Source organism: Acinetobacter sp. AR2-3 (assembly GCF_001878775.1).
GTDB classification, from domain to species: Bacteria; Pseudomonadota; Gammaproteobacteria; order Pseudomonadales; family Moraxellaceae; genus Acinetobacter; species Acinetobacter lwoffii_D.
On sequence record NZ_MJIQ01000021.1, the window covers coordinates 108,006 to 132,867 of the forward strand.

At 45.7% G+C, this 24,862-nt stretch carries 23 protein-coding genes; 7 read left to right on the forward strand and 16 right to left on the reverse strand.

Going from position 1 to position 24,862, the window contains the following annotated elements; genetic code table 11:
• Positions 1 to 6: 6 nt before the first annotated feature.
• The 6 genes from urtD to BFN00_RS01900 all read right to left on the reverse strand — a co-directional run bounded on the left by urtD (position 7) and on the right by BFN00_RS01900 (position 7,741).
• Positions 7 to 825, reverse strand: coding sequence for an urea ABC transporter ATP-binding protein UrtD (gene urtD / locus BFN00_RS01875; protein ID WP_004281279.1), 819 nt, complete (start codon positions 823 to 825; stop codon positions 7 to 9).
• Positions 822 to 1,895 (reverse strand): urea ABC transporter permease subunit UrtC, encoded by a 1,074-nt coding sequence (gene urtC / locus BFN00_RS01880; protein ID WP_005245654.1) that lies wholly within the window; start codon positions 1,893 to 1,895, stop codon positions 822 to 824. The genes urtD and urtC overlap by 4 nt, the downstream gene beginning before the upstream one ends.
• 4 nt (positions 1,896 to 1,899) lie before the next feature.
• Positions 1,900 to 3,531 carry an urea ABC transporter permease subunit UrtB gene (gene urtB, locus BFN00_RS01885; protein WP_071850296.1) on the reverse strand — a complete coding sequence of 544 codons (1,632 nt, stop codon included), beginning with the start codon at positions 3,529 to 3,531 and terminating at the stop codon, positions 1,900 to 1,902.
• A gap of 94 nt (positions 3,532 to 3,625) precedes the next feature.
• The gene (urtA, locus tag BFN00_RS01890; RefSeq protein WP_005250249.1) at positions 3,626 to 4,906 is read right to left on the reverse strand and encodes an urea ABC transporter substrate-binding protein; all 1,281 of its coding nucleotides are present in this window, start codon (positions 4,904 to 4,906) and stop codon (positions 3,626 to 3,628) included.
• Between the two features lie 359 nt (positions 4,907 to 5,265).
• A complete protein-coding gene (gene parE, locus BFN00_RS01895; protein WP_071850297.1) occupies positions 5,266 to 7,146 on the reverse strand; it encodes a DNA topoisomerase IV subunit B in 1,881 nt (626 codons plus the stop codon).
• A 1-nt stretch (position 7,147) separates the two neighbouring features.
• Positions 7,148 to 7,741, reverse strand: coding sequence for a YqiA/YcfP family alpha/beta fold hydrolase (locus BFN00_RS01900; protein ID WP_071850298.1), 594 nt, complete (start codon positions 7,739 to 7,741; stop codon positions 7,148 to 7,150).
• A gap of 246 nt (positions 7,742 to 7,987) precedes the next feature.
• Between BFN00_RS01900 and BFN00_RS01905 the strand changes: the two genes are divergently transcribed.
• Entirely contained in the window at positions 7,988 to 9,319 is a 1,332-nt protein-coding gene (locus tag BFN00_RS01905) for a PGAP1-like alpha/beta domain-containing protein (RefSeq protein ID WP_071850299.1), read from the forward strand.
• A gap of 53 nt (positions 9,320 to 9,372) precedes the next feature.
• On the opposite strand, the gene BFN00_RS01910 is transcribed toward BFN00_RS01905, so the two are convergent.
• Positions 9,373 to 9,900 carry a disulfide bond formation protein B gene (locus tag BFN00_RS01910; RefSeq protein ID WP_004281272.1) on the reverse strand — a complete coding sequence of 176 codons (528 nt, stop codon included), beginning with the start codon at positions 9,898 to 9,900 and terminating at the stop codon, positions 9,373 to 9,375.
• 18 nt (positions 9,901 to 9,918) lie between these two features.
• Positions 9,919 to 11,496 (reverse strand): glutamate--cysteine ligase, encoded by a 1,578-nt coding sequence (gene gshA, locus BFN00_RS01915; protein ID WP_004647205.1) that lies wholly within the window; start codon positions 11,494 to 11,496, stop codon positions 9,919 to 9,921.
• 211 nt (positions 11,497 to 11,707) lie between these two features.
• On the opposite strand from gshA, the gene BFN00_RS01920 reads away from it, so the two are divergent.
• From BFN00_RS01920 to BFN00_RS01930, 3 genes are read left to right on the forward strand one after another with little or no spacing between them, the layout of a single operon-like run.
• Positions 11,708 to 12,247 (forward strand): DUF924 family protein, encoded by a 540-nt coding sequence (locus tag BFN00_RS01920; protein WP_004647204.1) that lies wholly within the window; start codon positions 11,708 to 11,710, stop codon positions 12,245 to 12,247.
• Positions 12,248 to 12,299: 52 nt separating this feature from the next.
• Positions 12,300 to 12,851 (forward strand): CC0125/CC1285 family lipoprotein, encoded by a 552-nt coding sequence (locus BFN00_RS01925; RefSeq protein ID WP_004647203.1) that lies wholly within the window; start codon positions 12,300 to 12,302, stop codon positions 12,849 to 12,851.
• Positions 12,852 to 12,862: 11 nt separating this feature from the next.
• Positions 12,863 to 14,164 (forward strand): DUF445 domain-containing protein, encoded by a 1,302-nt coding sequence (locus BFN00_RS01930; RefSeq protein ID WP_071850300.1) that lies wholly within the window; start codon positions 12,863 to 12,865, stop codon positions 14,162 to 14,164.
• A gap of 81 nt (positions 14,165 to 14,245) precedes the next feature.
• On the opposite strand, the gene BFN00_RS01935 is transcribed toward BFN00_RS01930, so the two are convergent.
• On the reverse strand, positions 14,246 to 14,533 hold the full coding sequence (locus BFN00_RS01935; protein WP_004647201.1) for a DUF2798 domain-containing protein: 288 nt from the start codon (positions 14,531 to 14,533) through the stop codon (positions 14,246 to 14,248).
• Positions 14,534 to 14,792: 259 nt separating this feature from the next.
• On the opposite strand from BFN00_RS01935, the gene argS reads away from it, so the two are divergent.
• Together argS and BFN00_RS01945 are read left to right on the forward strand one after the other, a co-directional pair.
• The gene (gene argS / locus BFN00_RS01940; RefSeq protein WP_071850301.1) at positions 14,793 to 16,583 is read left to right on the forward strand and encodes an arginine--tRNA ligase; all 1,791 of its coding nucleotides are present in this window, start codon (positions 14,793 to 14,795) and stop codon (positions 16,581 to 16,583) included.
• 298 nt (positions 16,584 to 16,881) lie between these two features.
• A complete protein-coding gene (locus BFN00_RS01945; protein WP_005245641.1) occupies positions 16,882 to 17,499 on the forward strand; it encodes an SPOR domain-containing protein in 618 nt (205 codons plus the stop codon).
• A 222-nt stretch (positions 17,500 to 17,721) separates the two neighbouring features.
• On the opposite strand, the gene asd is transcribed toward BFN00_RS01945, so the two are convergent.
• From asd to BFN00_RS01970, 5 genes are all read right to left on the reverse strand, one after another.
• A complete protein-coding gene (gene asd, locus BFN00_RS01950) occupies positions 17,722 to 18,573 on the reverse strand; it encodes an archaetidylserine decarboxylase (RefSeq protein ID WP_071850302.1) in 852 nt (283 codons plus the stop codon).
• Positions 18,570 to 19,418: a sulfurtransferase gene (locus BFN00_RS01955; RefSeq protein WP_071850303.1), complete on the reverse strand. Its 849-nt coding sequence runs from the start codon at positions 19,416 to 19,418 to the stop codon at positions 18,570 to 18,572. The genes asd and BFN00_RS01955 overlap by 4 nt, the downstream gene beginning before the upstream one ends.
• Before the next feature lie 184 nt (positions 19,419 to 19,602).
• The gene (gene pncB / locus BFN00_RS01960) at positions 19,603 to 20,808 is read right to left on the reverse strand and encodes a nicotinate phosphoribosyltransferase (RefSeq protein WP_071850304.1); all 1,206 of its coding nucleotides are present in this window, start codon (positions 20,806 to 20,808) and stop codon (positions 19,603 to 19,605) included.
• A 119-nt stretch (positions 20,809 to 20,927) separates the two neighbouring features.
• On the reverse strand, positions 20,928 to 21,458 hold the full coding sequence (locus BFN00_RS01965; protein WP_071850305.1) for an ankyrin repeat domain-containing protein: 531 nt from the start codon (positions 21,456 to 21,458) through the stop codon (positions 20,928 to 20,930).
• 184 nt (positions 21,459 to 21,642) lie between these two features.
• Positions 21,643 to 23,157 carry a catalase gene (locus BFN00_RS01970; RefSeq protein ID WP_071850306.1) on the reverse strand — a complete coding sequence of 505 codons (1,515 nt, stop codon included), beginning with the start codon at positions 23,155 to 23,157 and terminating at the stop codon, positions 21,643 to 21,645.
• 227 nt (positions 23,158 to 23,384) lie between these two features.
• Between BFN00_RS01970 and dtd the strand changes: the two genes are divergently transcribed.
• The gene (gene dtd / locus BFN00_RS01975; protein WP_044108792.1) at positions 23,385 to 23,825 is read left to right on the forward strand and encodes a D-aminoacyl-tRNA deacylase; all 441 of its coding nucleotides are present in this window, start codon (positions 23,385 to 23,387) and stop codon (positions 23,823 to 23,825) included.
• 10 nt (positions 23,826 to 23,835) lie between these two features.
• On the opposite strand, the gene BFN00_RS01980 is transcribed toward dtd, so the two are convergent.
• Together BFN00_RS01980 and BFN00_RS01985 are read right to left on the reverse strand one after the other, a co-directional pair.
• On the reverse strand, positions 23,836 to 24,276 hold the full coding sequence (locus BFN00_RS01980) for a hypothetical protein (protein WP_071850307.1): 441 nt from the start codon (positions 24,274 to 24,276) through the stop codon (positions 23,836 to 23,838).
• Between the two features lie 63 nt (positions 24,277 to 24,339).
• Positions 24,340 to 24,819, reverse strand: coding sequence for an SCP2 sterol-binding domain-containing protein (locus BFN00_RS01985; RefSeq protein WP_044108790.1), 480 nt, complete (start codon positions 24,817 to 24,819; stop codon positions 24,340 to 24,342).
• Between the last annotated feature and the right edge of the window lie 43 nt (positions 24,820 to 24,862).

Sequence of the window (24,862 nt, forward strand, 5' to 3'; positions counted from 1 at the left end):
GTCTCCTTAACGTCCTAAATACTTTTCAATGACATCTTCATTGGCTTGTACTTCTGCCAATGTGCCTTCTGCTAAAATTGCGCCTTGTGCCAATACCGTGACTTTTTCACTAATAGTATCGATAAAGCTCATGTCATGCTCAACCACAACGAGGGTGTGATTTTTCTTGAGTTCTAAACACAGCTCCGCCGTGCGCTCGGTTTCGGCATCGGTCATGCCTGCTACAGGTTCATCCAGTAAAATCAGTTTTGGACGTTGCATCAACAACATGCCGATTTCTAACCATTGCTTTTGACCATGCGACAGCAAGCCAGCAGGTTTATTAATGAACTCTTGCAGACGAATTTGCGCAAGTGATTCATCCAGGGCATTTTGGGCATCGGGATCGAGTTTGCTAAAGAAACTCTTTTTCACGCGCTTGTCTTTGGGGGCTGCTAGAAGCAGATTTTCCATGACGCTGAAATTTTCAAACACCGTCGGTTTTTGGAATTTACGTCCAATGCCTGCTTCAGCAATTTGCTCGGTACTCATTTTGGCTAGGTCATAGTTTTGCCCGAAAAATGCAGCGCCTTCAGTTGGACGGGTTTTTCCGGTAATCACATCCATGAGGGTGGTTTTCCCCGCCCCGTTCGGTCCAATGATGCAGCGTAATTCCCCTTCTTCGATATACAGCGATAAATCATTTAGGGCACGAAAGGCATCAAACCAGACACTGACTTTTTCCAGATACAATGCAATGCCATGGGTAAAGTCCGCGCCTTGTTCTTTTGGGCGACCATAGCCTTCAGAAGCATGACCACCATGCGGTTGCAGGATCTCGCTCATTCGCTACGCTCCTTTTTAAAACGGTCAAACAGACCAATAATGCCTTTTGGCAGGAAGATGGTCACTACAATAAATAACGTACCCAAAATCAACAGCCATGCTTCAGGATAAGCCGAAGTAAAATAGGTTTTTACTCCATTGATTAAGCCTGCCCCAATCAATGGACCAATCAGCGTGCCACGTCCACCCGCTGCCACCCAGACTGCCATTTCAATCGAGTTCACCGGGTTCATTTCACTTGGGTTAATAATGCCGGCTTGTGGCACATACAGTGCCCCTGCAATGCCTGCAATCACCGCAGATAGCACCCATGCCGAGAGCTTGTACCACAAGGTACGGTAGCCCAAATATTGCAGACGGTTTTCGCTGTCACGAATTGCACCGAGTACACGGCCATAAGGTTTATTCATTAAATGACGTAAACCAATAAAGCACAGCAACAATACCAAAGCGGTGATAAAGCACAAACTTGCCCGCATCGATGCCGAGGTAATGTCCAGGCCTAAAATGGTTTTAAAACCGGTAAAGCCGTTGTTGCCACCAAAGCCGGTTTCATTACGGAAGAAAAGTAATGCAGCGGCAAAAGTCATAGCTTGGGTAATAATCGAGAAATACACGCCTTTAATTTTGGAACGGAAGGCAAAGAAGCCGAAAATAAAGGCGATGATGCCCGGCACTAATACCACTAATACCAATGACCAAAGGAAGTATTCCGTACCGACCCAAAACCATGGCACTTCCGTCCAACTAAGGAAGCGCATAAAGTCAGGAATGCCATCCCCTGCAGACTGGCGCATTAAGTACATCCCAAAGGCATAACCGCCAAGGGCAAAGTACAAACCATGTCCTAAACTTAAAATTCCGGCATAGCCCCAAACTAAATCCAGTGCCAAAGCGACCAGAGCCAAACACATGATTTTGCCAATCAAGGTGACCCAATACGCAGATAAATGTAGGGTTGAATCGGCAGGTAACAGGTGTAACCATGGCAATGCCAATAAAATGGCAAAGCATACGGCAATCGCAATGCCACTATGCGGTTTGTCGGATAATAATTGTGTAATCTTCATGTGCTTACTCCACAAAACGGCCTTTGATGGCAAACAAACCTTGTGGACGTTTTTGAATAAACAAAATCACAAGCACCAAGAGAACAATTTTTGCCAGTACTGCACCAATGCCAATTTCCAAGGCGGTACCGCTAATACCCAGACCAAGCGCTGCAAGGACTGCACCCCACACCTGACCTACACCACCGACAACCACCACCAAGAAGGCATCAATAATGTAGTTTTGCCCTAAATCCGGCCCGACGTTACCCACTTGTGCCAAAGCACATCCGGCTAACCCTGCAAGACCTGAACCTAAACCAAAGGCCATCATATCGATACGACTAGAACGAATACCGACTGCTCGCGCCATTTGACGGTTTTGTGTCACCGCACGAACGAAGAGACCAAAACGGGTTTTATTCAGTAGGTAAACCAACAACAAAAGCACTGCAATGGTAAAGACAATAATCGCAATACGGTTATAGGGCAGCATCAAGCTTGGAGTAATCGAGATCCCGCCTGACAGCCAGGAAATGTTAGAAACTTCGACATTTTGCGCACCAAAAGTCATGCGTACCAATTGCATCAGAATCAGGCTGACACCAAAAGTGGCAAGCAAGGTTTCCAACTGGCGACCATATAGCGGACTAATCACGGTACGTTCAATCAACATGCCGATCAGCCCACTTACCAGGAATGCTGCAGGAATCGCGGCGATTAAGTACCAATCGACATAGCTACCCAAATAACTTTTAAACAGGCTTTGCACCACATAAGTGGTATAGGCACCAATCATAATCAGCTCGCCATGCGCCATATTAATCACACCGAGCAAACCATAAGTAATCGCAAGACCCAGTGCAGCAAGCAGTAGAATACTCGCAGTACTTAAACCTGAAAATAAATGTCCTGTCCATTCGCTGGCTTGAATACGGGTTTTAATACTGCTTTTCGCTTCAAGCAAAGCCGCTTTCAGCTCTGGATGTAAATTCGGCTGTGTTAGCTCATTTTCCACCATCGCCAAGACATCGGGACGATTGGAGTCTTGCAAGGCTTTCGCCGCTTGAATTTTAACTAAGACATCTTCATCTTGATAATCCAGACGCGCTTTAAGCTGGGCCAAACGGGCTTTGACTTTGTTATTTTGTTCGTTCAAATACAGGGCATTGATGTGAGCAACATTCAGCTCTGCCAAGTTGCTTTCATAAATATCAATCGCTTCTAAACGCTCGGAAGCATCTTCAGATTTGAGTTTTCTTTGTGCCAAACCAAAGTTGAGCGCTTTACGCAAGGTATTCACCAAAGTCACTTGTGATAAGTCACTCGGCCAATCTGCAACGATGCCTAGACTCGGATAGCTGAGTAATTTTTCGTCCGATTCTAAAATATAGGTTTGACCATTAGCCCCACTATAAAGCTGCTCGTTTTCAACATATTCTGCAAGCTGATCTAACTGCTCAATACTGCCCGGCCATTGCTTCAGTAAAGCACGGCGCTGGGCAAAATCACCTTGCACAAATTGCTGGATTGCATCTTGTTGTATTGCTGCAGTCAATGCAGTGCTATTTGAGGATTGTTCTGCTGATACCAGTTGCACACAAATAACCTGTACAAATACCAGAAAAATAGCGGCGATATTCACGCGAATATTCATTATATTCACCCCTATTCCATTGGAAATTTTCCGTGGAGAGTAAGAAAAAAATCAGAGGACACCTGCCACGGCTGTGGCAGGCAAAAGATAGCTGTTATTTCGGAATGTACGGGCTCCAAGGCTGTGCCTGGATGGCTTGTGGCGTTTTATAGACCACATCAAACTGTCCATCGCCACGAATCTGACCAATCATGACTGGCTTGTGTAAGTGGTGATTCGTCGCATCCATTTTTAAGGTATAGCCGGATGGGGCTTTGAATTCCTGACCTGCCATCGCTTCACGGACTTTATCGACCTCTGTAGAACCTGCTTTTTCAACGGCTTGCTTCCACATGTTAATCCCGACATAAGTTGCTTCCATTGGGTCATTGGTCACGAGCTTGTCTGCATTCGGCAGTTTGAATTCCACCGCATACTGCTTCATTTTGTTGGTAAATTCTGTATTGACCGGATTCTTCACTGACATGAAATAGTTCCATGACGCCAAATGACCGACCAATGGCTTGGTGTCAATACCACGCAGTTCTTCTTCACCCACCGAGAACGCCATGACGGGAATATCAGAGGCTTTAATGCCCTGATTACCCAATTCACGATAGAACGGCACATTCGAGTCACCATTGATGGTCGAGATCACCGCAGTCTTTTTACCAGCTGCGAATTTTTTCACATTGCCGACAATGGTTTGATAGTTGCTATGACCAAATGGCGTGTACTCTTCCATGATGTCCGCATCAGCCACACCTTTAGACTTTAAAAAAGCACGTAAAATCTGGTTGGTGGTACGTGGGTAAACATAGTCTGTACCGAGCAGAACAAAACGCTCCGCTTTACCGCCCTCTTCGCTCATCAAGTATTCCACGGCTGGAATGGCTTGCTGATTAGGTGCAGCACCGGTATAAAAAATATTTTTGGATTGTTCCTGGCCTTCGTACTGTACAGGATAGAACAATAAGCCATTCAGCTCTTCAACCACTGGTAAGACAGATTTACGTGATACCGACGTCCATGCACCGAAAATTACCGCGACTTTGTCTTGGGTAATCAGCTGACGTGCTTGCTCTGCAAAAAGTGGCCAGTCTGATGCCGGATCGACCACCACAGGTTCCAGTTTTTTACCCAGTACCCCACCCTTGTCATTGATTTCCTTAATCGCCATTAAGGCCGTGTCTTTCAGTGAGGTCTCAGAAATTGCCATGGTGCCTGACAATGAATGCAGGATCCCGACTTTAATCGTATCGCCGCTATCTGCGACTTTGCTTTCCGCGGCCGGGGCTTCTGCTTTTTCAGCAGATTTTGAACACCCCGTTAATGCAACAGCCCCTGCCATGGTTGCGGCTAAAATACTTTTTGAAAATAAATTGCGTTGGAACATCAGATTTTCTCCAAACTTTATGATGGTGCATTTTTCATGCTTGTCTTGTTGTACATCTGGATGGAGTGATTCAATTTCTGTGCCAAGGCTTCAAAAAATAAAAAAATTTACTTTAACTTATTTCATTATTTGTATTATGAATCATTGATTTAGTAATACTAAAAAGAATTAAACCTGTATTTAAATGCTGTATCCGAGCTTAACTCTAAGTAGGTCGCGCAAAGAGCAATGAAAACATAGCAGAAGTGAGATAGAAGATGATGTACAAATAAAGTGCAGCATCTTGAGTAATTTTTGCACTGTTTTAAAACAAAAAAATCCCGCGGTTGCGGGATTTTTTATTGCTTAAATTCGATAGTTTAAACCACCAAATCTGCCAGATTACCTTTTTGTTCTAACCAGTCTTTACGGTCACTGGCACGTTTTTTCGCCAAAAGTTTATCCAATAAACCTGCAGTATGATGAGCATCATCCAGATCTAGTTGCACCAGACGGCGCGTGTTTGGATCAAGTGTGGTTTCACGTAACTGGCTGGCATTCATCTCGCCCAGCCCCTTGAATCGGGTAATTTGCGGATTCTTGGTTTTGCATTTTTTCAGGATGCTATTCAGCTCATCTTCATCCAAAGCGTAGTGCACATCTTTATTGTCATCGATTCGGAATAATGGTGGCATCGCTACAAATAAATGCCCTTCTTCCACCAGAGTCGGAAAATGCTTCACAAACAAGGCACACAGCAAAGTGGCAATATGCAGACCATCCGAGTCGGCATCAGCCAGAATACAGATCTTGCCATAACGCAGTTCCGATAAGTCATCCGAACCCGGATCAACGCCAATGGCAATCGCAATATTGTGTACTTCCTGAGATGCTAGAACTTCGTCCGAAGAGACTTCCCAGGTATTCAGGATCTTGCCACGAATTGGCATGATCGCCTGGAAGTTCTTGTCACGTGCCTGCTTGGCTGAACCACCCGCAGAATCCCCTTCCACAATAAACAGTTCTGACTGATCCAGATCATGGCCTACACAATCCGACAATTTACCTGGCAAAGTTGGACCTGCCACAATCTTTTTACGTTCTACTTTTTTCGCAGCTTTTAAACGGCGACCGGCTTTAGAAATGGCCATTTCTGCCAGTTGCAGGGCGATGTCAGAATTCTGGTTCAACCACAGTGCAAAGGCATCTTTGGCAATATTCTGCACAATCCCTGCTGCTTCACGGCTCGACAGACGTTCTTTGGTCTGACCCGAAAACTGTGGCTCCTGAAATTTCAATGACAGGATATAGTTGACGCCGTCCCAGACATCTTCGGCAGAGAGTTTCATATTCCGTGGCAGCAAATTCCGCAGTTCACAGAACTCGCGCATCGCATCAGTCACACCTGAACGCAGACCATTCACATGGGTTCCGCCCTGCGCAGTCGGAATCAGGTTGACATAAGATTCCTGAACACTTTCACCACCTTCAACATTCCAGCAAATCGCAAATTCTGCGCTGGCGCGCTCTGCGTCACCTGTGGTGACAAAAGCCGGTGCCGGAATAATTTCACGGTCTTCCAGCTCGTCCATCAAATAGTCGACCAGACCATTTTCAAACTGCCAGGTGATCTTTTCATCATTAATCTGATCAACATAGTTGATCTGTAAACCGGCCGCCAAAACAGCTTTGGCTTTGAGATTATGTTTTAACGCTTTGAGGGCAAATTTTGGCGAATCAAAATATTTGGCTTCAGGCCAGAATTGTACCGTAGTTCCTGATACCCGTTTCGGTGCCTTACCTGCCAGCACTTCAAGCGGTGCAACCGGTTCGCCATTTTCAAAGGCCATTCTGTACAGGTTACCCTGACGCTGAACTTCGACCTCTACACGGGTCGAAAGCGCATTGACCACTGAAATCCCAACGCCATGCAAACCACCGGAAAACTGGTAATTATCGGTGCTGAACTTACCGCCGGCATGCAGTTTGGTCATGATAATTTCAATACCGCTCTGGCCATATTCAGGGTGAATATCCACCGGCATACCACGGCCATTGTCTTCGACTGATAAAGAACCATCTTTATAGACCGTGACGGTAATCTTGTTGGCATGCCCTGCCAGTGCCTCATCGACAGCATTATCAATCACTTCCTGTGCCAAATGGTTGGGACGAGAAGTATCGGTATACATGCCCGGACGACGACGGACCGGATCCAAACCAGATAAAACTTCAAGAGATTGAGCCGTATATTGAGACACGTTATTCGGTTTCCTTTTTTATGCAGTCCAATAAAAACTGTAAGACGAACGGAATTTTTTCCGCAAAATCATCCATCCCGTGACTGCCATGCGCTTCAGTCATCAGCATTGCAGGGGGATGCGCAGCACTATAATAACGATGTGCTTCACGATAATCCAAAACTTCATCGCCTTGTTGCAGCAGAACCAGTATTTTGTCTGCATCTTGTGCAACCGGCAGGGCCAATTGCTGGAGTTGTAACAGATCTGCCTCATCCAGACACCAGTTCGGATGAACCTGATAAGGCAGTTGCTCATCAAACAGTTCACGAAACAGTTGCCATGGTCGCATTGCCGGATTGATCAGTACAGCAGGCACAGCATGCTGTGCGACCAGATGTGTCGCATAAAATCCCCCGAGACTGCTCCCCACCAGGGCCACCTCATGCATCGATTCAATCAGGCCAGAAACATGCCTAATGGCAGCGTTCGGTGACATGTTTAAATCGGGTAAATGTACCTGAATTTCAGGATACTTTGCACAGTAATGTTGCAGCAATTCTCCCTTGATCGAGTTTGAACTACTTTTAAAACCATGCAAATAAATGATATTCATGAACTACCAACAAAAAAACCATCAATCATCAAAATTTAATTTAAATAATGTGAAGTACACTACGTTATAAGACCAGTTAATTGCTTAAATTGTCTGACAAAAAAGCCCAAAATCTTCTCTAATTCTCGTTATTTTAAACTGAGGCCCTAAAAACCTGAAAACACCACAAAAAAAAGAATTTATACCGCGAAGTTCTTTAAAAAGGAAGATGGCAACGTATGCGGCTCATTGAAAGGACAGGATCAGATGCCAAGTTTGACACCGTTACATGAAACCTATTGTCGCTGGGACCGAACCCCACCGAGTCAGGCCGATGTACTGGAAGGTCTGGCGCAGCTGGTAACGACGCGCTTTAACGACGTGATTCAGGAGCTGATCAAGAGTATTCAACGCGAAATTTTAATGAGTATTTTTGGTTTAAGTGAAAATAATTCACAAAAACTTCAGAATATTTCCTCGATTGCCCGGCTCTATCAAATGTCCTATGACATGCTGTTTCATTATGGTAATACCCTGATTGCGCCGGGGCTACGCCAGATTATTGAGCGTTTTCCCAAACTGCACAATAAGCCGCTGACGCCTTCCTTACATTTTCTGGTTAGTGCCCTGAATGGCATTATCGGGGATTATCTGCTGAAATATCAGAATCCTTTGGCCCTGCCGATGGTGATCTATGACCACTATGGTTCGTTACAAAATGGCGAGTTAAGCGGGCGGATTACCCTGTTTGTGCATGGCTTATGTATGAACCATCTCGACTGGTCGAATCGCAAATATGAAGGGATCGGGGAAAAATTACTGGCACAGCGCGACCGCAATACCATGCTGTATTTAAACTACAATACTGGACGCCGGATTTCTGCCAATGGTCGAAGTCTGGCGAATACCTTACAGGATCTGATTGCTCGCAATCCGAGAATTACCAGTATTGACCTGATCGGGCATAGCATGGGTGGTCTGGTCTCTCGTAGTGCGCTGTTTTATGGCAAGCAGAATGTCTATAGCTGGGTCAATATGGTGGAAAATCTGGTCTGTCTGGGTTCACCGCATCATGGTGCAGTACTGGAACGTTTTGGCTTTAGCTTGCAGGACAAACTTGGACATTTTCCACTGATCCGGCTGCTTGGCCATCTGGTCAATATTCGCAGTAACGGTATTCTGGATTTGCGCCATGGCAGCGTCCGGGATGATGACTGGGAGCATAATCCACTTCGGATCGGCTTTATGGATGATCACCGTAAACCTGCCCCAATTCCCTCGCATATCGATACCTATCTGGTCGCCGGTACCATCGAGTTTGAAAACCGAAAAAACAAGACCTTACATGTGATTGGCGATTATCTGGTCAGTATTAAAAGTGCTTTGGGCGAGCATCCCAATCCGCGTTTCCAGCTCAAAGTCCCCGATGCAAACAAGGCGATTTTTTACGGCCTGAACCATTTTGAAATTCAGTATCATCCGCTAGTGGCCGAGCAGGTGGCGCGCTGGTTCTATCCAAGTGTAGAAGATGAAGCCTTTGATCAGATTCATGAATATGTGATGGATCTGGACAGTCTGGAAGGCATAGCCCTGACCTAAACTGAAGCAAATAAAAAAGCCCTCGATTGAGGGCTTTTTTATTAAATACGGAATTAATATTTATCTCTGAGTCGTTTAACCGGTGCCTTTTTATATTTACGCAGTAGTTGCCACAGGCTAATCAGCAATAAAATACTGAAAAAGATCAAAGACCAGACAGGCAAGGATTGACCCAAGAAGGTCCAGTCAATCGCGGCACATTCCCCTGAACCATTTAAGACCTGTTGCAGTACAGACTGCATCGGCAGGGTTTCCAGCCAGTATTCCAGACCGGGACCGCAGCTCGGCACCTGATCCGGTGGCAGGTTCTGTAACCAGACATGACGCGCAGCCACGCCCACAGACCACAAAATACTGAGCGAACCCAGCAAGGCATACAGCCGCTTCATGAGATTAGATGCGGGATTATGCAGGAATGCGATCAGTGAGATGATCCCGAGTCCGATTAATCCAACACGCTGAAACACACAGAGCGGACAAGGCGCCAGACCTTGTACATGCTCAAGATATAAGGCAAATGCCATGCCGATGACAGCAGCCAGAAACAACATACCACTCACGAAGCGATAACCCCATTGCATGGTGAATCCTCTTATTTTTTATCGATATTGGGCTAAATAATCAGCAAAACTGACGCTGCTATCTTGCTCGAGTTGCTGTTGCTGCTGCAATGACTTTTGTGACATTTCTTCAAAATAAGCCAGGGTTTCCGGGCTGAGCTGATGCGCTTCATAGACACTGCTGTGTTGCTGGGCCAGATGTTGGCCAAAATGCCACATACTGCCCTGTTCACGCGTATCCCCGACCACTAGGGCAGACAAGGTGGCATCGACTTCATCGACCCGGATCCTCATGGTTTTTAGAGCATCAGTATATAAGGTGGTGTCATAGGCCGAATTTAACAGCTTGGCCAGGGGATGCATATGTTGCAAATGCATGGCACACCAGTCTTCAATCGGATAAGACTGACCATTTTCCATAATTGCGGCATTTGGCGCACGGCCACGATTCACGACCTCGGCCTGATTCTGCTCAATGATATCCTGTTCATCGCTGAGGAGCGCCGGACTGTCCTGCAATAAACAGTACAAAGCTACGACTTCGAGGAAGCCGGCCGTATCTTCATTAATCCCAATCGGGCTATAGGGATTGACATCGACGGCACGTAACTCGACATAGGCAATCCCGCGATTTTCAAGGGCCTGTGACGGGGTTTCACCCGCGAGTGGCACCTGTTTCGGGCGCACTAAGCTGTAATATTCATTTTCGATTTGCAACACATGATCATTGATCTGGATCGGCTGGCCATTGGCATCATCTAGTCCCAGACGACTAAACGGTTTATACGGCGTTTTAACGGCTTTTTGCAGTCCGTCCAGATAGTCCTGCAAATTATTGTAGTGAATACCGAGCTGTTTCTGCGCAGAGTTTTGATAGCCAAAACGTCCCATACGCAGCGCGGTCGCATAAGGCGAATACAAAGTGCCTTTCACCAATGGCAGCAAGAAATGATCACGGCCAGTCATAAAGCACTGGCAGACTGCCGGACTGGCCCCGATCAGGAACATCACCAGTGGGGTCAGACGAATAAAGTTACGGATCAGGCCCATATAGCGATGGCTGCGATAATCCTGCAAGCTCAATGCTTTCAGCGCTTCGTCCTGTTCCTGCTGTTGCAGTGCCTCGAAGAGATGGTCCGGGAAAGACAGGTTGTAATGCACACCTGAAATCGTCTGCATACGGCGGCCATAACGCACACCTAGACCATGACGATACAAGGTTTTAAATAAACCGATATTCGAGCTGCCATACTGTGCCAGCGGAATACTGTCATCGCGGCTGTCCAGCATACACGGCATCGACAAAGGCCAGAGCTTTTCATCATTTTCCAGATGGCGATGTACAATTGCATGAATATCGCTGAGATAGTCCAGCGCCTTTTTAATACTGTCTTGTGGCGGAGTAATAAACTCCATCAATGCTTCAGAATAGTCCGTGGTGATATGTGGATGAGTCAAGGCTGAACCCAAGGCACGAGGATGCGCTGCCTGTGACAGGAAACCATCACTTTGCATACGTAAGCTTTCACGCTCGATACCACGCAGCATGCCTTTGATGAGTGACGACTCGACCCAGGTCGGTAACACATTTTGGGAAGTCGATTCAGGTTGACTCATTACAATCTCGCTTAAGGGGGCTAAATTATTAAATTAAAATCATCGGTTTAATCAGTATAACGTGATTTCGTGCCGGCACATGACAGGCTGCCTAGTTTTCAGGCAAACTATTGATTTTTAATTTGGCAAATTTTTAACACAAACTTCCTCTATAAGACATGGAAAATTTGTGATTTTATTAACAAATAGATGCTAATGAATTGTAAATATTATGAATTATCAAGATATTTTAGACTTCTGGTTTCATGCGGACAGCCAGCCCTTATGGTTTAGCCAAAGTCATGAATTCGACCAAAGTATTGCGCAGCAGTTCATGAGCACTCATCAGCAGGCAGCCCGGGCTGAACTTTGGGGCTGGCGTGAAACAGCAGAAGGTCGGCTGGCCGAAATTATTGTGCTAGATCAATTTTCACGAAATTTATTCCGTGATTCTCCCCAAGCTTTTGCCCAAGACAGTTTGGCACTGGCCTTGGCTCAGGAAGCCATCAGCCTGAACCTGGATCAACAGCTCAGTCCAGAACAACGTGCCTTTCTGTATATGCCATTTATGCACAGCGAATCCAAACTAATTCATGAATTCGCCTTAAAACTGTTTCAGCGTCTGGGCAATCCGACCAATCTGGAATTCGAGAAAAAGCATAAAGTCATTATTGACCGCTTTGGACGTTACCCGCATCGGAACCAAATCCTGGGTCGTGAATCGACCAATGAAGAACTTACTTTCCTGACCCAGCCCGATAGCAGTTTTTAAGATTTTTTAAGACCGGCTGTCTGAACTGGATCATTGCATCAGGAGATCGAACATGAAAAACATGCTACTGGGATTGAGTATGATTGCTGCCATCAGCCTGACTGGCTGTGCAACCACACCCTCAAAGCCCTTAACATTTGATCAGTTAGGTCGCTACAGTACCACTCCCCTCAATAGCAACACTTACCGTATCAGCTTTCAGGCCCGTCCCAATATGAGCTTTGGCACAGCTGAAGAAATTACCCTGCTCAAAGCCGCACAGACTACCGTACAAAATGGCTTTCAGTTCTTCAGGGTACTGAATGATCCAAGTAACCGTACTCAACAACCTCCACGGCAGGCCATCGTCTATCCGGCACCGAGCTTTTATCCGTACGGGTATTACCGCCGATATCCGGGGTTCTGGCCAGACCCATTCTATGACCGTCCCTATACCGTGACTCTGGATCCTGCCCAGGTGGCCTATACCATTGAATGCTTCAAGGCCAATCAGGCGCCTCAAGATGCCTTTGATGCCCGCTTGATTTTACAGTCACTTGGGGCTAAATATGGTTTAAGTCCATCCGGTGCAGTGCTGCAACCGCAACCGGCCAATCCCTCCTGACAGGATGATCTATGCAGACAGAGCGTATCTCCCCGAGCTTACAACGCAGTAAACGTTTCGCGACCATCGCCCTGGTGGTCGCCGTACTGATCTGGTTGGCATTGATGGTTGCAGCCAAACTGCTACCCGAATATGTCTGGCTCATTCATATTCTGATGCTCTCGGCAGAAGCGGGTGTGGTCGGTGGTCTGGCGGATTGGTATGCGATTACCGTACTGTTTCGTAACCCTTTTGGCAGATTGCCTATTCCCAAGTTTTTACGTGACCATACCGAAATCATTCCACGTAACAAGGCCCGTATTGCAGAGTCGATGGGCCGTTTTGTGCAGGAAAATTTTCTTTCTCCGCAAATTGTACAGCGCAGTCTGGACAGTACCGACCTGAGTCTGGCTGCAGGACGCTGGCTGGCCAATCCACAAAACAATGCCCAAGTGACTCAGGTCATTCAACAGACGGTGCCTAAAATTTTTGAATTTGTCGGACAGGAACAGATTGCCGGATTTATCCAGAGCAACAGCGTGCAATGGGTCAAAAATACCCAGATCAATACCCTGGCCAGCGAAATGCTGCATGCCGTTCTGGACAATGATTTCCATCAGGATGTGCTACAGCGTGGACTGGATGTGGTGCATGCCTGGATGACCTCGCATCCTGAACAAACCCGTGAGCTGACCCGTAACCTGTTTAAGGAAATGGGGGTGTGGAAACTGGCCAAAGGCGCCAGCTGGATCGGGATTGACGTGCAGCAACGCAGTATTGATTCCGTGATCGGGCGGGTTGAAGCCATGCTGGCCGATCCAGATCATCCATGGCGACTTAAAATTGAGAACATGGGACATAGCTGGATGTTGCAGCTGGCGGATAATGACAGTGAAGCCAGCCAGCGTCTGAATGAAACCAAAGATGCCTTACTGGATAGTCCACAAGTGCTGAATTTTATCAGCGGTGCGGTGGTGATTTTATGTGATGCGATCAAGGCAGACTTGCAAAAACCTGATTCGGGTATTGCGGAAAATCTCAGAATTGCCATTCAACAGGTCGGAGAAAATATCATTTCGAATGCCTCGGTACGTGAGCTGCTGAATAAACGTCTGAGCTCTATCGCGGTTGACCTGAGTGACCAGTACAGTGAAAAAGTGATTCGCTTTATCAGCGAGCGCATTCACGAATGGGATTCAAGCGAGATGATCGACAAGATTGAAAATGAAGTCGGCGGTGACCTGCATATGATCCGGGTCAATGGTGTCGTGGTCGGTGCTTGTATCGGTCTGGTGCTCGGGATTATCCGGGCGGCGGTAGAGCATTTAATTTAAAGCTGATGAAGCTATTTCCTCTTACAGCCCAGCTTTTAAATCGTCAGAGAGCTGCCCCCACCCGATTAAATTTAAAAATGATCACTTGGGTGGCTGAGGTCCGGACATATCGACCAATAGCCCAGTGAATTTGCGTACGAACGGCAATAAGGTCACCACAATCGGAAAAGCAATCGCCCAGGAAATCATCCAGTTATGAAACCAGAGTGCCATAAATCCATCAATCCAGCCGAGATTACGCAGCATATTGATCATGGAAATGATGCCACTCATCAGGCAGGATAGGATAAAAGGCACAATAATCAATGCCCATTTTGCAGGAAGTTTAGGAATATGACCGATAATGGTCGGACGTTGTGATGCAGCCACGACATGCTCTTTTTACTGTTTTCAGATGACTAATATAAGCCAAATTCTATACGGTGGAGCATTGTTTTTTTCATCTGAAATGTTGAGCTAAAAACTGGTTTTATTTTCACGGGATTAATCCGGTTATTACCCCTTTCTCTAGTTCAAAATTTCTGGTGAAGTGATCTTCTACTTTTTATTCCCTAGAAATGCTTTTACCTAAACAGCCTGAAATTTGCTATATTTGCTGTTTTTCTGCGATCTCTATTTTCGACTGATTATGAATACGGCAATACAAGCAGCTCTCGATCATGCAGTGCACACTTTACAGGCACAAGGCGTACTCCCATCTCACTGGAACAATACAAGTAATTTGACGCGTACCAAAGACCGAAGCCATGGTGACTTTGCGTCGAATATTGCCATGATCGCGTCGAAAGCTGCGGGTATGAAGCCACGTGATTTAGCGGAAAAAATTCTTGCTGCCCTGCCTGAAGTGGCGGATATCAGCAAGGCAGAAATTGCCGGTCCTGGTTTTATTAACTTCTTCCTGAATGCTGACCAGCGCTTTGCAGTCCTTGATCAAATTCAGGCACAACAGGCGACTTATGGTCGTACCCAGGTCAATGCGGATAAACGTATCCAGGTTGAATTCGTGTCTGCCAACCCGACCTCTAGCCTGCACGTAGGTCATGGTCGTGGTGCCGCGTATGGTATGACGGTTGCGAATTTGCTTGAAGCGACTGGTGCTAAAGTCGACCGCGAATACTATGTCAATGATGCTGGCCGTCAAATGGACATTCTGGCGACTTCGACTTATCTGCGCTACTTAGAATTAACGGGTCAGGAACTGGTGTTCCCGAAAAATGCCTACCAAGGTGACTACGTTAAAGAAATCGCGCAAAGCATTATTGATCAGGATGGCGACGCCTATGTACGTCCTGTGGCTGACGTGTATAAAAACGTGCCTGAAGATGTACAGTTTGCAGCTGAATTAGATGCAGATGGCAATAAAGTCATATTGTCTGGCGATAAAGAAAAACACATCGATGGTTTGATCTTTAATTCACAAGCGTTAATTGGCACAGGCTACCGCGTATTCTTGCAAGCCGCGCTTAAAGCTATCTTAGATGATATTAAAGATGACCTAGGCGAATTTGGTGTAACCTTCAATCAATGGTTCAGCGAAGAATCATTGACAGACAAAATTGAAGAAGCCTTACAGACCTTAGATCAGCGTGGTTTCCTGTATGGACTGGATGGCAACATCTGGTTCAAATCCACTGCATTCGGTGATGAAAAAGACCGTGTCGTGAAACGTCGTAATGGTCAGACCACTTACTTCGCGTCTGACATCGCTTACCACCTGAACAAGTTACAACGTGGCTATACCGATATCATCGATATCTGGGGTTCAGATCACCACGGTTATATCGCACGTGTAAAAGCGGCCATTGATGCGCTGGGCTATGACTCGAAAAAATTAACGGTTCTTCTGGTTCAGTTCGTGAGCCTATGGCGTGGCGGCGAGATGGTACAAATGTCATCCCGTTCAGGCCAGTTTGTGACCTTGCGTGATCTGCGTAAAGAAGTTGGCAATGATGCTGCACGTTTTTACTACGTAATGCGTAAGTCTGAACAGCACATTGATTTTGACCTGGATCTTGCTGTGTCACAAAGCAAGGACAATGCAGTGTATTACATCCAGTATGCACACGCCCGTATCTGTCGTATGTTAGAAAAAGCAGCGTCTACCAATGTCAACTTTGATGCTACAGCAGCACGTAATTTGGCGGCTAAGCTGGAGCTTGATGCTGAAACTGAAATCCTGGCCAAACTAGCGGCCTATCCGGAAATTCTGGTCCGTGCTGCAAACAGCTATGAACCACATCAAATCGGTAATTACCTGAAAGAGCTGGCAGCCTTGTTCCACGGCTGGTACAACGACAATAAAGTACTCGGTGATGATGCTGAATTGACTCAGGCACGTTTACTGTTATCTGTGAACGTGCGTCAGGTACTGCGTAACGGTTTAGAACTTTTAGGTGTGTCAGCTCCTGAATCAATGTAAAGCACTGCTTTTACATTGATGCAAGAAGGTAAATAGTCAAAGCACTGCTTTGCATGCTCGCAAGGCGAGAGCTAGGCTCGAAGTGAGCATGTAAGCAAAACATTGCCGTTTATCTGCCGAGCAGACATTTTGTAACTTTAGCTATGTGCTTGAAGATACAGATAAATTAAAATTCTGTGTGATTTGTGATCTAGAGGATGACTTTTGTATCCTGATCACATAGGATGAAGTGATAGTAGGGGCATAACTGCTGTTATGCCTTTTCTATATGTCCCGATTAATAAGAGGAAAATCCCAAGTGTTTGGAAAAACGCAGCGCGGTGTATCTGAAAGACCGAATAAGCCTAAAAAGCCACTTATTCCAACCTGGCTCGGCACACTCGTGATCATTTTAATCGTGTTAAGTTTTTTAATGGCACTGATGCTCTGGAAGCCATGGGAACCAGTTAAACCGAAAACTCAAACAAGTGCTGAATCTGTCCAAGAAGAAGATACCAATAAAGATTACCGTTTTTATGATCTCTTGCCACAGCAACAAGTGACGCCAATTCCTGAACAGGCCGTCCCTGAAAACAAAAATCAGGATACGGTAGTGATTGTAGAAGCACCTCGACCTGAAGTGGCTACACCTGAGGCGACCACAACTGAGCCTGGCTTAGAAGCCAGCGAAGCGCCTGTTGCCGCTCCGGCCAGTTATATTCTGCAAGTCCGCAGTTTTGATGATCCGGATCAGGCCGATGCCCGCCGTGCCGAAATTATTCTTAATGGCTTATCTGCCGATGTGGTACGCAGCGTAGAAAATGGCAAAGTCTGGTATCGCGTGGTTTCAGGCCCTTATGATTCTGCAGAAGCTGCAATTATTGCGCAGCAAACCTTGCAAAATAGCGGAATCGATTCCATCGTCGTGAAACGATAATTTTCTAGAAATAAAAAAAGCGCCTGATGGCGCTTTTTTATTTCTTTTTAGCTCCTCCCTTTTAAAAGGGAGGCTGGGAGGGATTAGCTAAAAATTAAATCCATCTTTAGAAAGGGGGAAGTTCCCTCTCCTTCTAGGAGGTGAGAAGCACTGCTTCGCAAGGAAGAGGTTATTTTAAAAGCCCCTCCACCTAGCCTCCTCCCAAAGGGAGGAGGAATAGTATTACAGCGTATGCCCCAGCGCTTCACCCATATTCACCAAAGAATTGGCCTTGAATGCGGCCTCCCACTGCATTTTATTTTCTTCGAATAAAATCACTGCTGTTGAACCGAGGTAGAAACGACCCAGTTCTGCCCCTTTTTCCAGGAACAGATCATGCTGATTAAGTTCGATCCGGCCTGAAGGCTTCACTTTGCCGGTTGCCACGGTTTCAATACCCGCCACAATCATCGCACCGACCAATACCACCGCCATACGGCCGATTTCAGTATCAAACAGACAGACCATACGTTCATTGCGTGCAAACAGGCCCGGAATATTTTCTGCGGTCACCTGATTGACCGAGAATAGCTCGCCCGGTACATATAACGTTTCAGTCAAGGTGCCAGCAAATGGCATATGCACCCGATGATAATCACGTGGCGACAAATATACGGTCGCAAATTCACCGTTTTTGAATGGCTCGGCCAGTTGCGGATCAGCAATCAGTGCTTCAACGGTAAATTTCTGGCCTTTGGCCTGAAACACATCGCCATTTTCAATTTTACCCAGCTGGGAAATCGCACCATCTGCAGGCGAAACAATGCTCGTAGCATCTGGATCAACTGCACGGATACCTTCTTTTAGGGCACGGGTAAAAAATTCATTAAATGATTTGAATTTCAGGGCATTGGCCTGTTCAGCAATCGACATATCAATGCCATACTGCGCCTTAAAGGCAGTAATTGCAGCAGTTTTGATAATCGGGTTTTCGCTGGCGGCAATTTTACCCACCACCCGAGACAAGCGATGTTGCGGTACTAATCGTTGAGCTTTAATAAAAAACTGTTGTTTTAAACGTGATGTGATGCTCAAGATGGCAGCTCCCCTGTAGCGATTGGACTATCGAGGCGGTTGCCCCATTCACTCCACGCACCATCATAGGCTCGAATTTTCCAGCCCAGTAAACGACCCAGAATATAGGCCAAACCTGAGCGGTGATGGGACTGGCAGTACACCACAACGGGTTGATTCAAATCAAAGCCCAGTTGTTCCAGACGCTGCTGAGTACGTGGTAAAGGCTGTAATTTTAAATGATTTTCACGATTAAGGGCAGTACTCCATTCAAAATGACGTGCTCCCGGAATGTGACCGCCGCGTCGAGCCGCTAGACGCAGGCCAGTATATTCATCTTGTGTACGGCAATCCCAAATTTGAACCTGTTGATTTTCAACCTGTTGGCGCAGTTCATCATAGCCAATCTGAAAATTCGCCTGATGCTCAAGATTGACCTGCAACACGTTCTTCACTGGTGCAAACTGTTCCTGACTGGAAGAAGTCGGCAAGCCTGCACCGAGCCAGGCATGAATCCCACCATTCAATAAGCTGGTATTTTCAAAGCCCTGACAATGCAGGTTCCAGAGCAAACGCCCTGCCCATGCCCCGCCCTCATCATCATAAGCCACCACATGATGTTCAGGAGAAATATTCAGATAATCAATGAGAGCCTGCAAGCCTTCCGCGTCCGGCAACAGTCCCATTGCCGTTTCTTCCTGACGCACCAGAAGTTTAGGCTTTAAATGCAAGGCGTGCGGAATATGCAGCTGCTCATACACAGAGGCACGGCTCAGGTCGACAATACGAAGTTTTTCATGGCCCAAATAGGGAACTAAATCTTCTGCCTCAATCAGCAGGCCAAAATTAAAAGCTGCAGCGGTCATCGTTATCATGGCTATTATTGGTCAAATCCTGTTGATCTTAGCACAGCTGGTTTTTACACTGATGTGCTTTCTTTGCAGATGATTAGCAAGATTTTAGCTAAACCCTGGTGTTAAATAAGCTTGCATAAAAAAACCGCCTCTATATAGAAACGGTTCTTAAAAATTATGAATTTTTCAAACTGACTTAAGCAGGTTCATTGATCTCAAAAACCTGACGCAAATAGGCCAAGAACGTATCATTATCGGTCATGGTTTTGCCCGGACTATCCGAGATTTTGGCTACTGACTGACGGTTACATTCCACCAGTTTCAGCACAATATTGAGTGGGGTTTGCCCCATATCATTGGTCAGATTGGTGCCAATGCCGAAACTGACCTGAAAACGGTCTTTAAAATACTGGTGCAGTTTCCAGGCTTTTTCCAGATTCAAGCCATCACTAAAAGTCAGCATTTTGGTTTTGCTGTCAATTTTCAGCTTTTTATAATGCGCATAGGCCTTGTCACCCCATTCATAGGGATCACCACTGTCATGACGCAAGCCATCGAACAGTTTGGCAAAGTACAGGTCAAAGTCGCGCAGGAACGCATCCATCCCAACCACATCGGTTAGGGCAATGCCCAGGTCACCACGATATTCCTGTACCCAGCTTTCTAGTGCAGATTTCTGGAAATTACGCAGACGTACATCCAGTGCCTGAAAAGCTTGCAGGAATTCATGCGCCATGGTGCCAATCGGGGTAATGCCCAGCTCTTTGGCTAACAGTACATTACTGGTGCCACGGAACACATGCGGTGCGGCTGTGTGAAATTCTTCGACCACATGCTTTTGCCAATCGAAACTGTAACGGCGACGCGTACCAAAATCTGACACCAAAAATGGTGGATCATTGGGGTTTTGCGCAGCATCATACTGTTTTAATAGCTCGATTTTGGCTTTTAAACGGCGTTCGCCTTCAGCCAACACTTCAGGCGTGCGAATCCGACTGAAATACAGTTCATTGACAATCGCCAGTACGAAGATCTCGAACATCATCGCCTGAACCATCGGGCCTTCCACCACAATATCCAGACGGCCTTGACTGTCGATACTGGCCTTGATGAAACGGCGCTTGAGCTGGAACAGTTCCAGATAATCCACAAAATCGCTTTTGATAAAACGTAAGCTTCTTAAATATTGCAGTTCATCTTCTTTGAATTTGAGCTGACACAGCAGGTCCAGTTGATGATTGAGATCATCCAGAATATCCGTCAGTGGATAGACTGTATCTTCCAGATTACGACAACGGAAATGGTAGACACTATGCGTTTGCGGAAACTTGTGTAAGACCACTTGTAACATGGTGAATTTGTACAAGTCAGTATCTAACAGAGAATGGATAATTGGAGCCATAACTAAGGGAATATCGCTGTGCTTATCTCTGCATTAAAGCATAAAAAGTCATGCAATAATGCAGGATTTACGTACAGCTGGCTGTATTTGCGACAAAAGTATCAGAAGCATAACCCGGTTTATTTCTGGGTGTTGGTCTGAGCTTTTTCCTGTTCCTGAATCAGTTTCTGTAGCTGTTTTTCCTGGCCAATGACCTTGGCAAATTCGGCTGTGGTCTTTTGTCCGGTTTTTTGCGCCTGGGCATCACAATCCACCTGACGCAGCTGCTTGGCAATTGCAAATTCCATTTTAAACAAGGCTCCCATCAAGGCTGTATTGCCTCGATTATCTCGAGCACAGCGGTCGGCACCATGTTTAAGCAAGCTGGCGACAATATCCTGATGGCCATAATAAGTCGCCATCATCAGTGGTGTATAACCGTCTTTATTGCGTACATCGACCGGAAAGCCGTGTTTTAAAAATTCGTTGATAACTTCGCTATTGCCAATTTTGGCGGCAGTAAAGAACAGGTCGACCAGTTCCTGTTGTGAGTTCATCTGAATATTGTCCACGCTTTTAGCGGGGGAGATCTCCTTCGCGACAGTCACGTTTGCGAATGCGGAACCTATCGTGAGAATACTGGCTAAAAACACAGATGACATAACTTTCATGATGAACTCCAGCAGAAATCGAATTCATTTCAATACGGTTGAATCTTGAAATGCTTTTTAAATTGAAACAAACAAGTTGCCTGTAGAACTCCCCCTAGGGTGCAGGAAAGGTTTGGAATTCTACAGGACTTTGCGGAGGTGACTTCTTAAGCCCTAATCACCAATCCTGATCGACCAATCGAAATCAGTCTTTTAATTTTGCAGCTTTGGCTTTAACAGTCGCGAGGTTACCGTTTACTGCCTTGGTCATACGTGTACCGTAGTCCGCATCTGCCTTGTAGAAATAAGACAACATGACGTGCTTGGTTTCTGAATCTTTCACTGCACCTAAGTCAGCAGCAAGGTTCATGATCAGGTCATCTTTCTCTTTAGCCGTGTATGAACGGTACAGCTCACCTGCCTGCTTGAAGTTCTGCTCTTTCACACCAATTTGCTGTACATGACCAGATAATGGAGTTTGTACTGCACGCGCTTTTTCAGTGGCAGCTTTTGGCTCTTTACGGCTTGGCTCATAGTTCACATCCGAGTCACGCTCAGAGATATTCATGTAGCCATCCTGGTTATTGTTGTTTACATTCACCACTGGGCGGTTCACCGGAATTTGCTGGTGATTCGCGCCTAAACGGTACATTTGGGTATCTGAGTAAGAGAAGATACGGCCTTGTAACAGACGGTCTTCTGATGGCTCAATACCTGGCACTAGGTTACCTGGTGCAAATGCCGACTGTTCAGTCTCGTTGAAGAAGTTCTTCGGCATACGGTTCAGGGTCAAAGTACCCACTTTGGTTTCTGGAACCAGCTCAGTTGGCCAGATTTTAGTTGGATCTAGCGGATCAAAATCAAACTTGCCCAAGTCTTTAGGATCAATCACCTGAATATACAGATCCCATTTCGGGAAGTTACCTGCATAGATGTTGTTATAAAGATCATTGGTCAAGTGGTTGAAATCTTTACCTTGCTGCTCAGCCGCTTCTTTCACGTTCAAGCCCTTCACGCCCTGTTTCGAGCGGAAGTTGAATTTCACGTACTTGTATTCACCTTTGTCGTTATACAGTTTGTAAGCGTGAACACCAAAACCGTCCTGTTCGCGGTAGCTGGTTGGAACACCTTGCTTGCCGTAAACATAAGTCAGCATGTTGGTTGCCCATGGCTGGCTCGACAGGAAGTCAAACACGCGGTTAGCATCTTGAACATTCGTTACCGGGCTTGGCTTCATCGCATGAATGAAGTCCGGGAATTTGATCGCATCACGGATAAAGAATACCGGTGTCTGGTTACCAACCAAGTCCCAGTTGCCTTCTTGGGTATAGAATTTCAAGGCAAAACCGTGTGGGTCACGTAGCGTTTCCGGTGAACCTTTACCATGAATTACGGTAGAGAAACGCAGGAAAACTGGAGTTTTAGTACCGGCTTTGAACAATGAAGCAAGGGTAAGATCAGACAGATCCTTGGTCGCAACGAATTCACCATATGCCCCAGTACCACGCGCATGCACCACACGCTCAGGAATACGCTCGCGACCAAAACGTTGTAATTTTTGTACCAGTTGAACGTCCTGAAGGAGTACTGAACCATTTGGGCCCGCAGTGATCGAGTTCTGGTTATCACCGACTGGCGCGCCATTGTCTTTGGTTAAAGGGGCAGCTTGTGCAGCTGTGACAGTTGCAAGCATTGCAACCAGTAATGAACGCTTAAACATTTCTAAATCTCTCAATTTATTACCTTTCCTGCACGGGCTAAGATACGCCAACACAATAAATAGATAAAACAGATTATTTTTATAAATTCAATCGTTTTAATGAATTTATAAAAATAAAGCAATTGATTTTCAGATATTTAAAGCTCATAAAATCAGCATCTCATACTGCTCCAGATTTTATTCTTGCTACAATCACGTCCATCTATCATTAGCAGTCCATATGTAAAATGCGTGCCTTATTACAAAGAGTTTTAGAAGCTAAAGTCGTGGTCGAGGGTGAAACCACCGGGGAAATTGAAAAAGGAATTCTGGTTTTTCTGGGTTTGGGCAAAGACGATAATCTGGAAAAAGGCAAAAAGTTGATTGATAAGATATTGAAATACCGCTTCTTTGATGATGAACAGGGCAAAATGGGCTGGAACGTTGCCCAGGCCGGCGGTGGTTTATTGCTGGTTTCACAATTTACCTTGATGGCACAAACCCAGAAAGGTTTACGTCCCGACTTTGGTCCCGCCATGCCACCTGCCGAGGCTAAAGCACTTTATGAGCAGCTGGTAGAATATGCCCAAAGCCAGTTTGAACATGTACAAACCGGTATTTTTGCAGCCGATATGAAAGTGCATCTGGTTAATGATGGACCTGTGACGTTTAATCTGGAAGTGGAATGATTTATTTTTATCAGTACTTTGATTTTAGATTGAACGTGGTATCCGCCTCCATATTTGAATTGATTTTAATCCTGATATCGCCGAAGCTGCCTGCTTCAATATAATTATTCACGGCTGCAAACTTAGTCAATCGAAGTTTATTAGGTATTGCTTCGCTGTGGCCTCCCCCTTGCGGATGATTGGGCAAAGGCAATCCGAAGATTGTTAGCCCTGTATCTCCGCTGGAATGGATCTTAAAAGCAATGCTGTCTCCTACAGCAATATTTTTTAGTTTTTCCTCTCCACCCTTATATTGAATGATGACGACAGCTAAATGCTGTTCACTCTGATTTTCCAATAGAATATCAATATCATTCGAAGCAGGCTTACAGGAAATAAGCATAATCAAGATCAACCCGACATAGATTATTTTCATATCACTGTGATTATTATTTTTTTTCGACTTATCCATTAAAAAACCGATTACATTTGCATGCAATCGGTTTTTAGTTATTTTTAAAGCTTAGCTCTAAACTTAACGACCCGTTTTCTCTTTAATAAACTGACGTACCATTTTCACTTTTTCTTTGACTGGCTTTGGCAGTTTTGGTGGAATCATTTTTGCCACCTGGTTAAACCAGACCAGCAGGCCAAAGTCGCCTTCCATCTTAATCGTGCCGCTTTGCATCCCGGTCATAAATGCCGTCGGGTCACCTTTGACCAAGGTCTTCACGCCCTGCTCACTGTCGGCAAACTGCAACACAAAATCAGCTTTTTCAGCATCACCCGAAACCGTATCGATATGACCGTTATCCACAATAATCTGACGTGCCATGCCTTCATCCGTACCAATCTGGATACGGAATTGACGTCCATGTACCAGTTCAATGAATTTTGGGCTGGTACGTGCCAACTGCTTCATACGTAAAGCTAAACCTGCGACCAGTAAGTCCAGCGGGTCTGTACTCATATCAATAAGAGGAAGTTTTAACACAGGAATGGACGACAGTTTCATGGAGGATGCCTATTCTAATTGTACGAAAATTGACAAATATCCT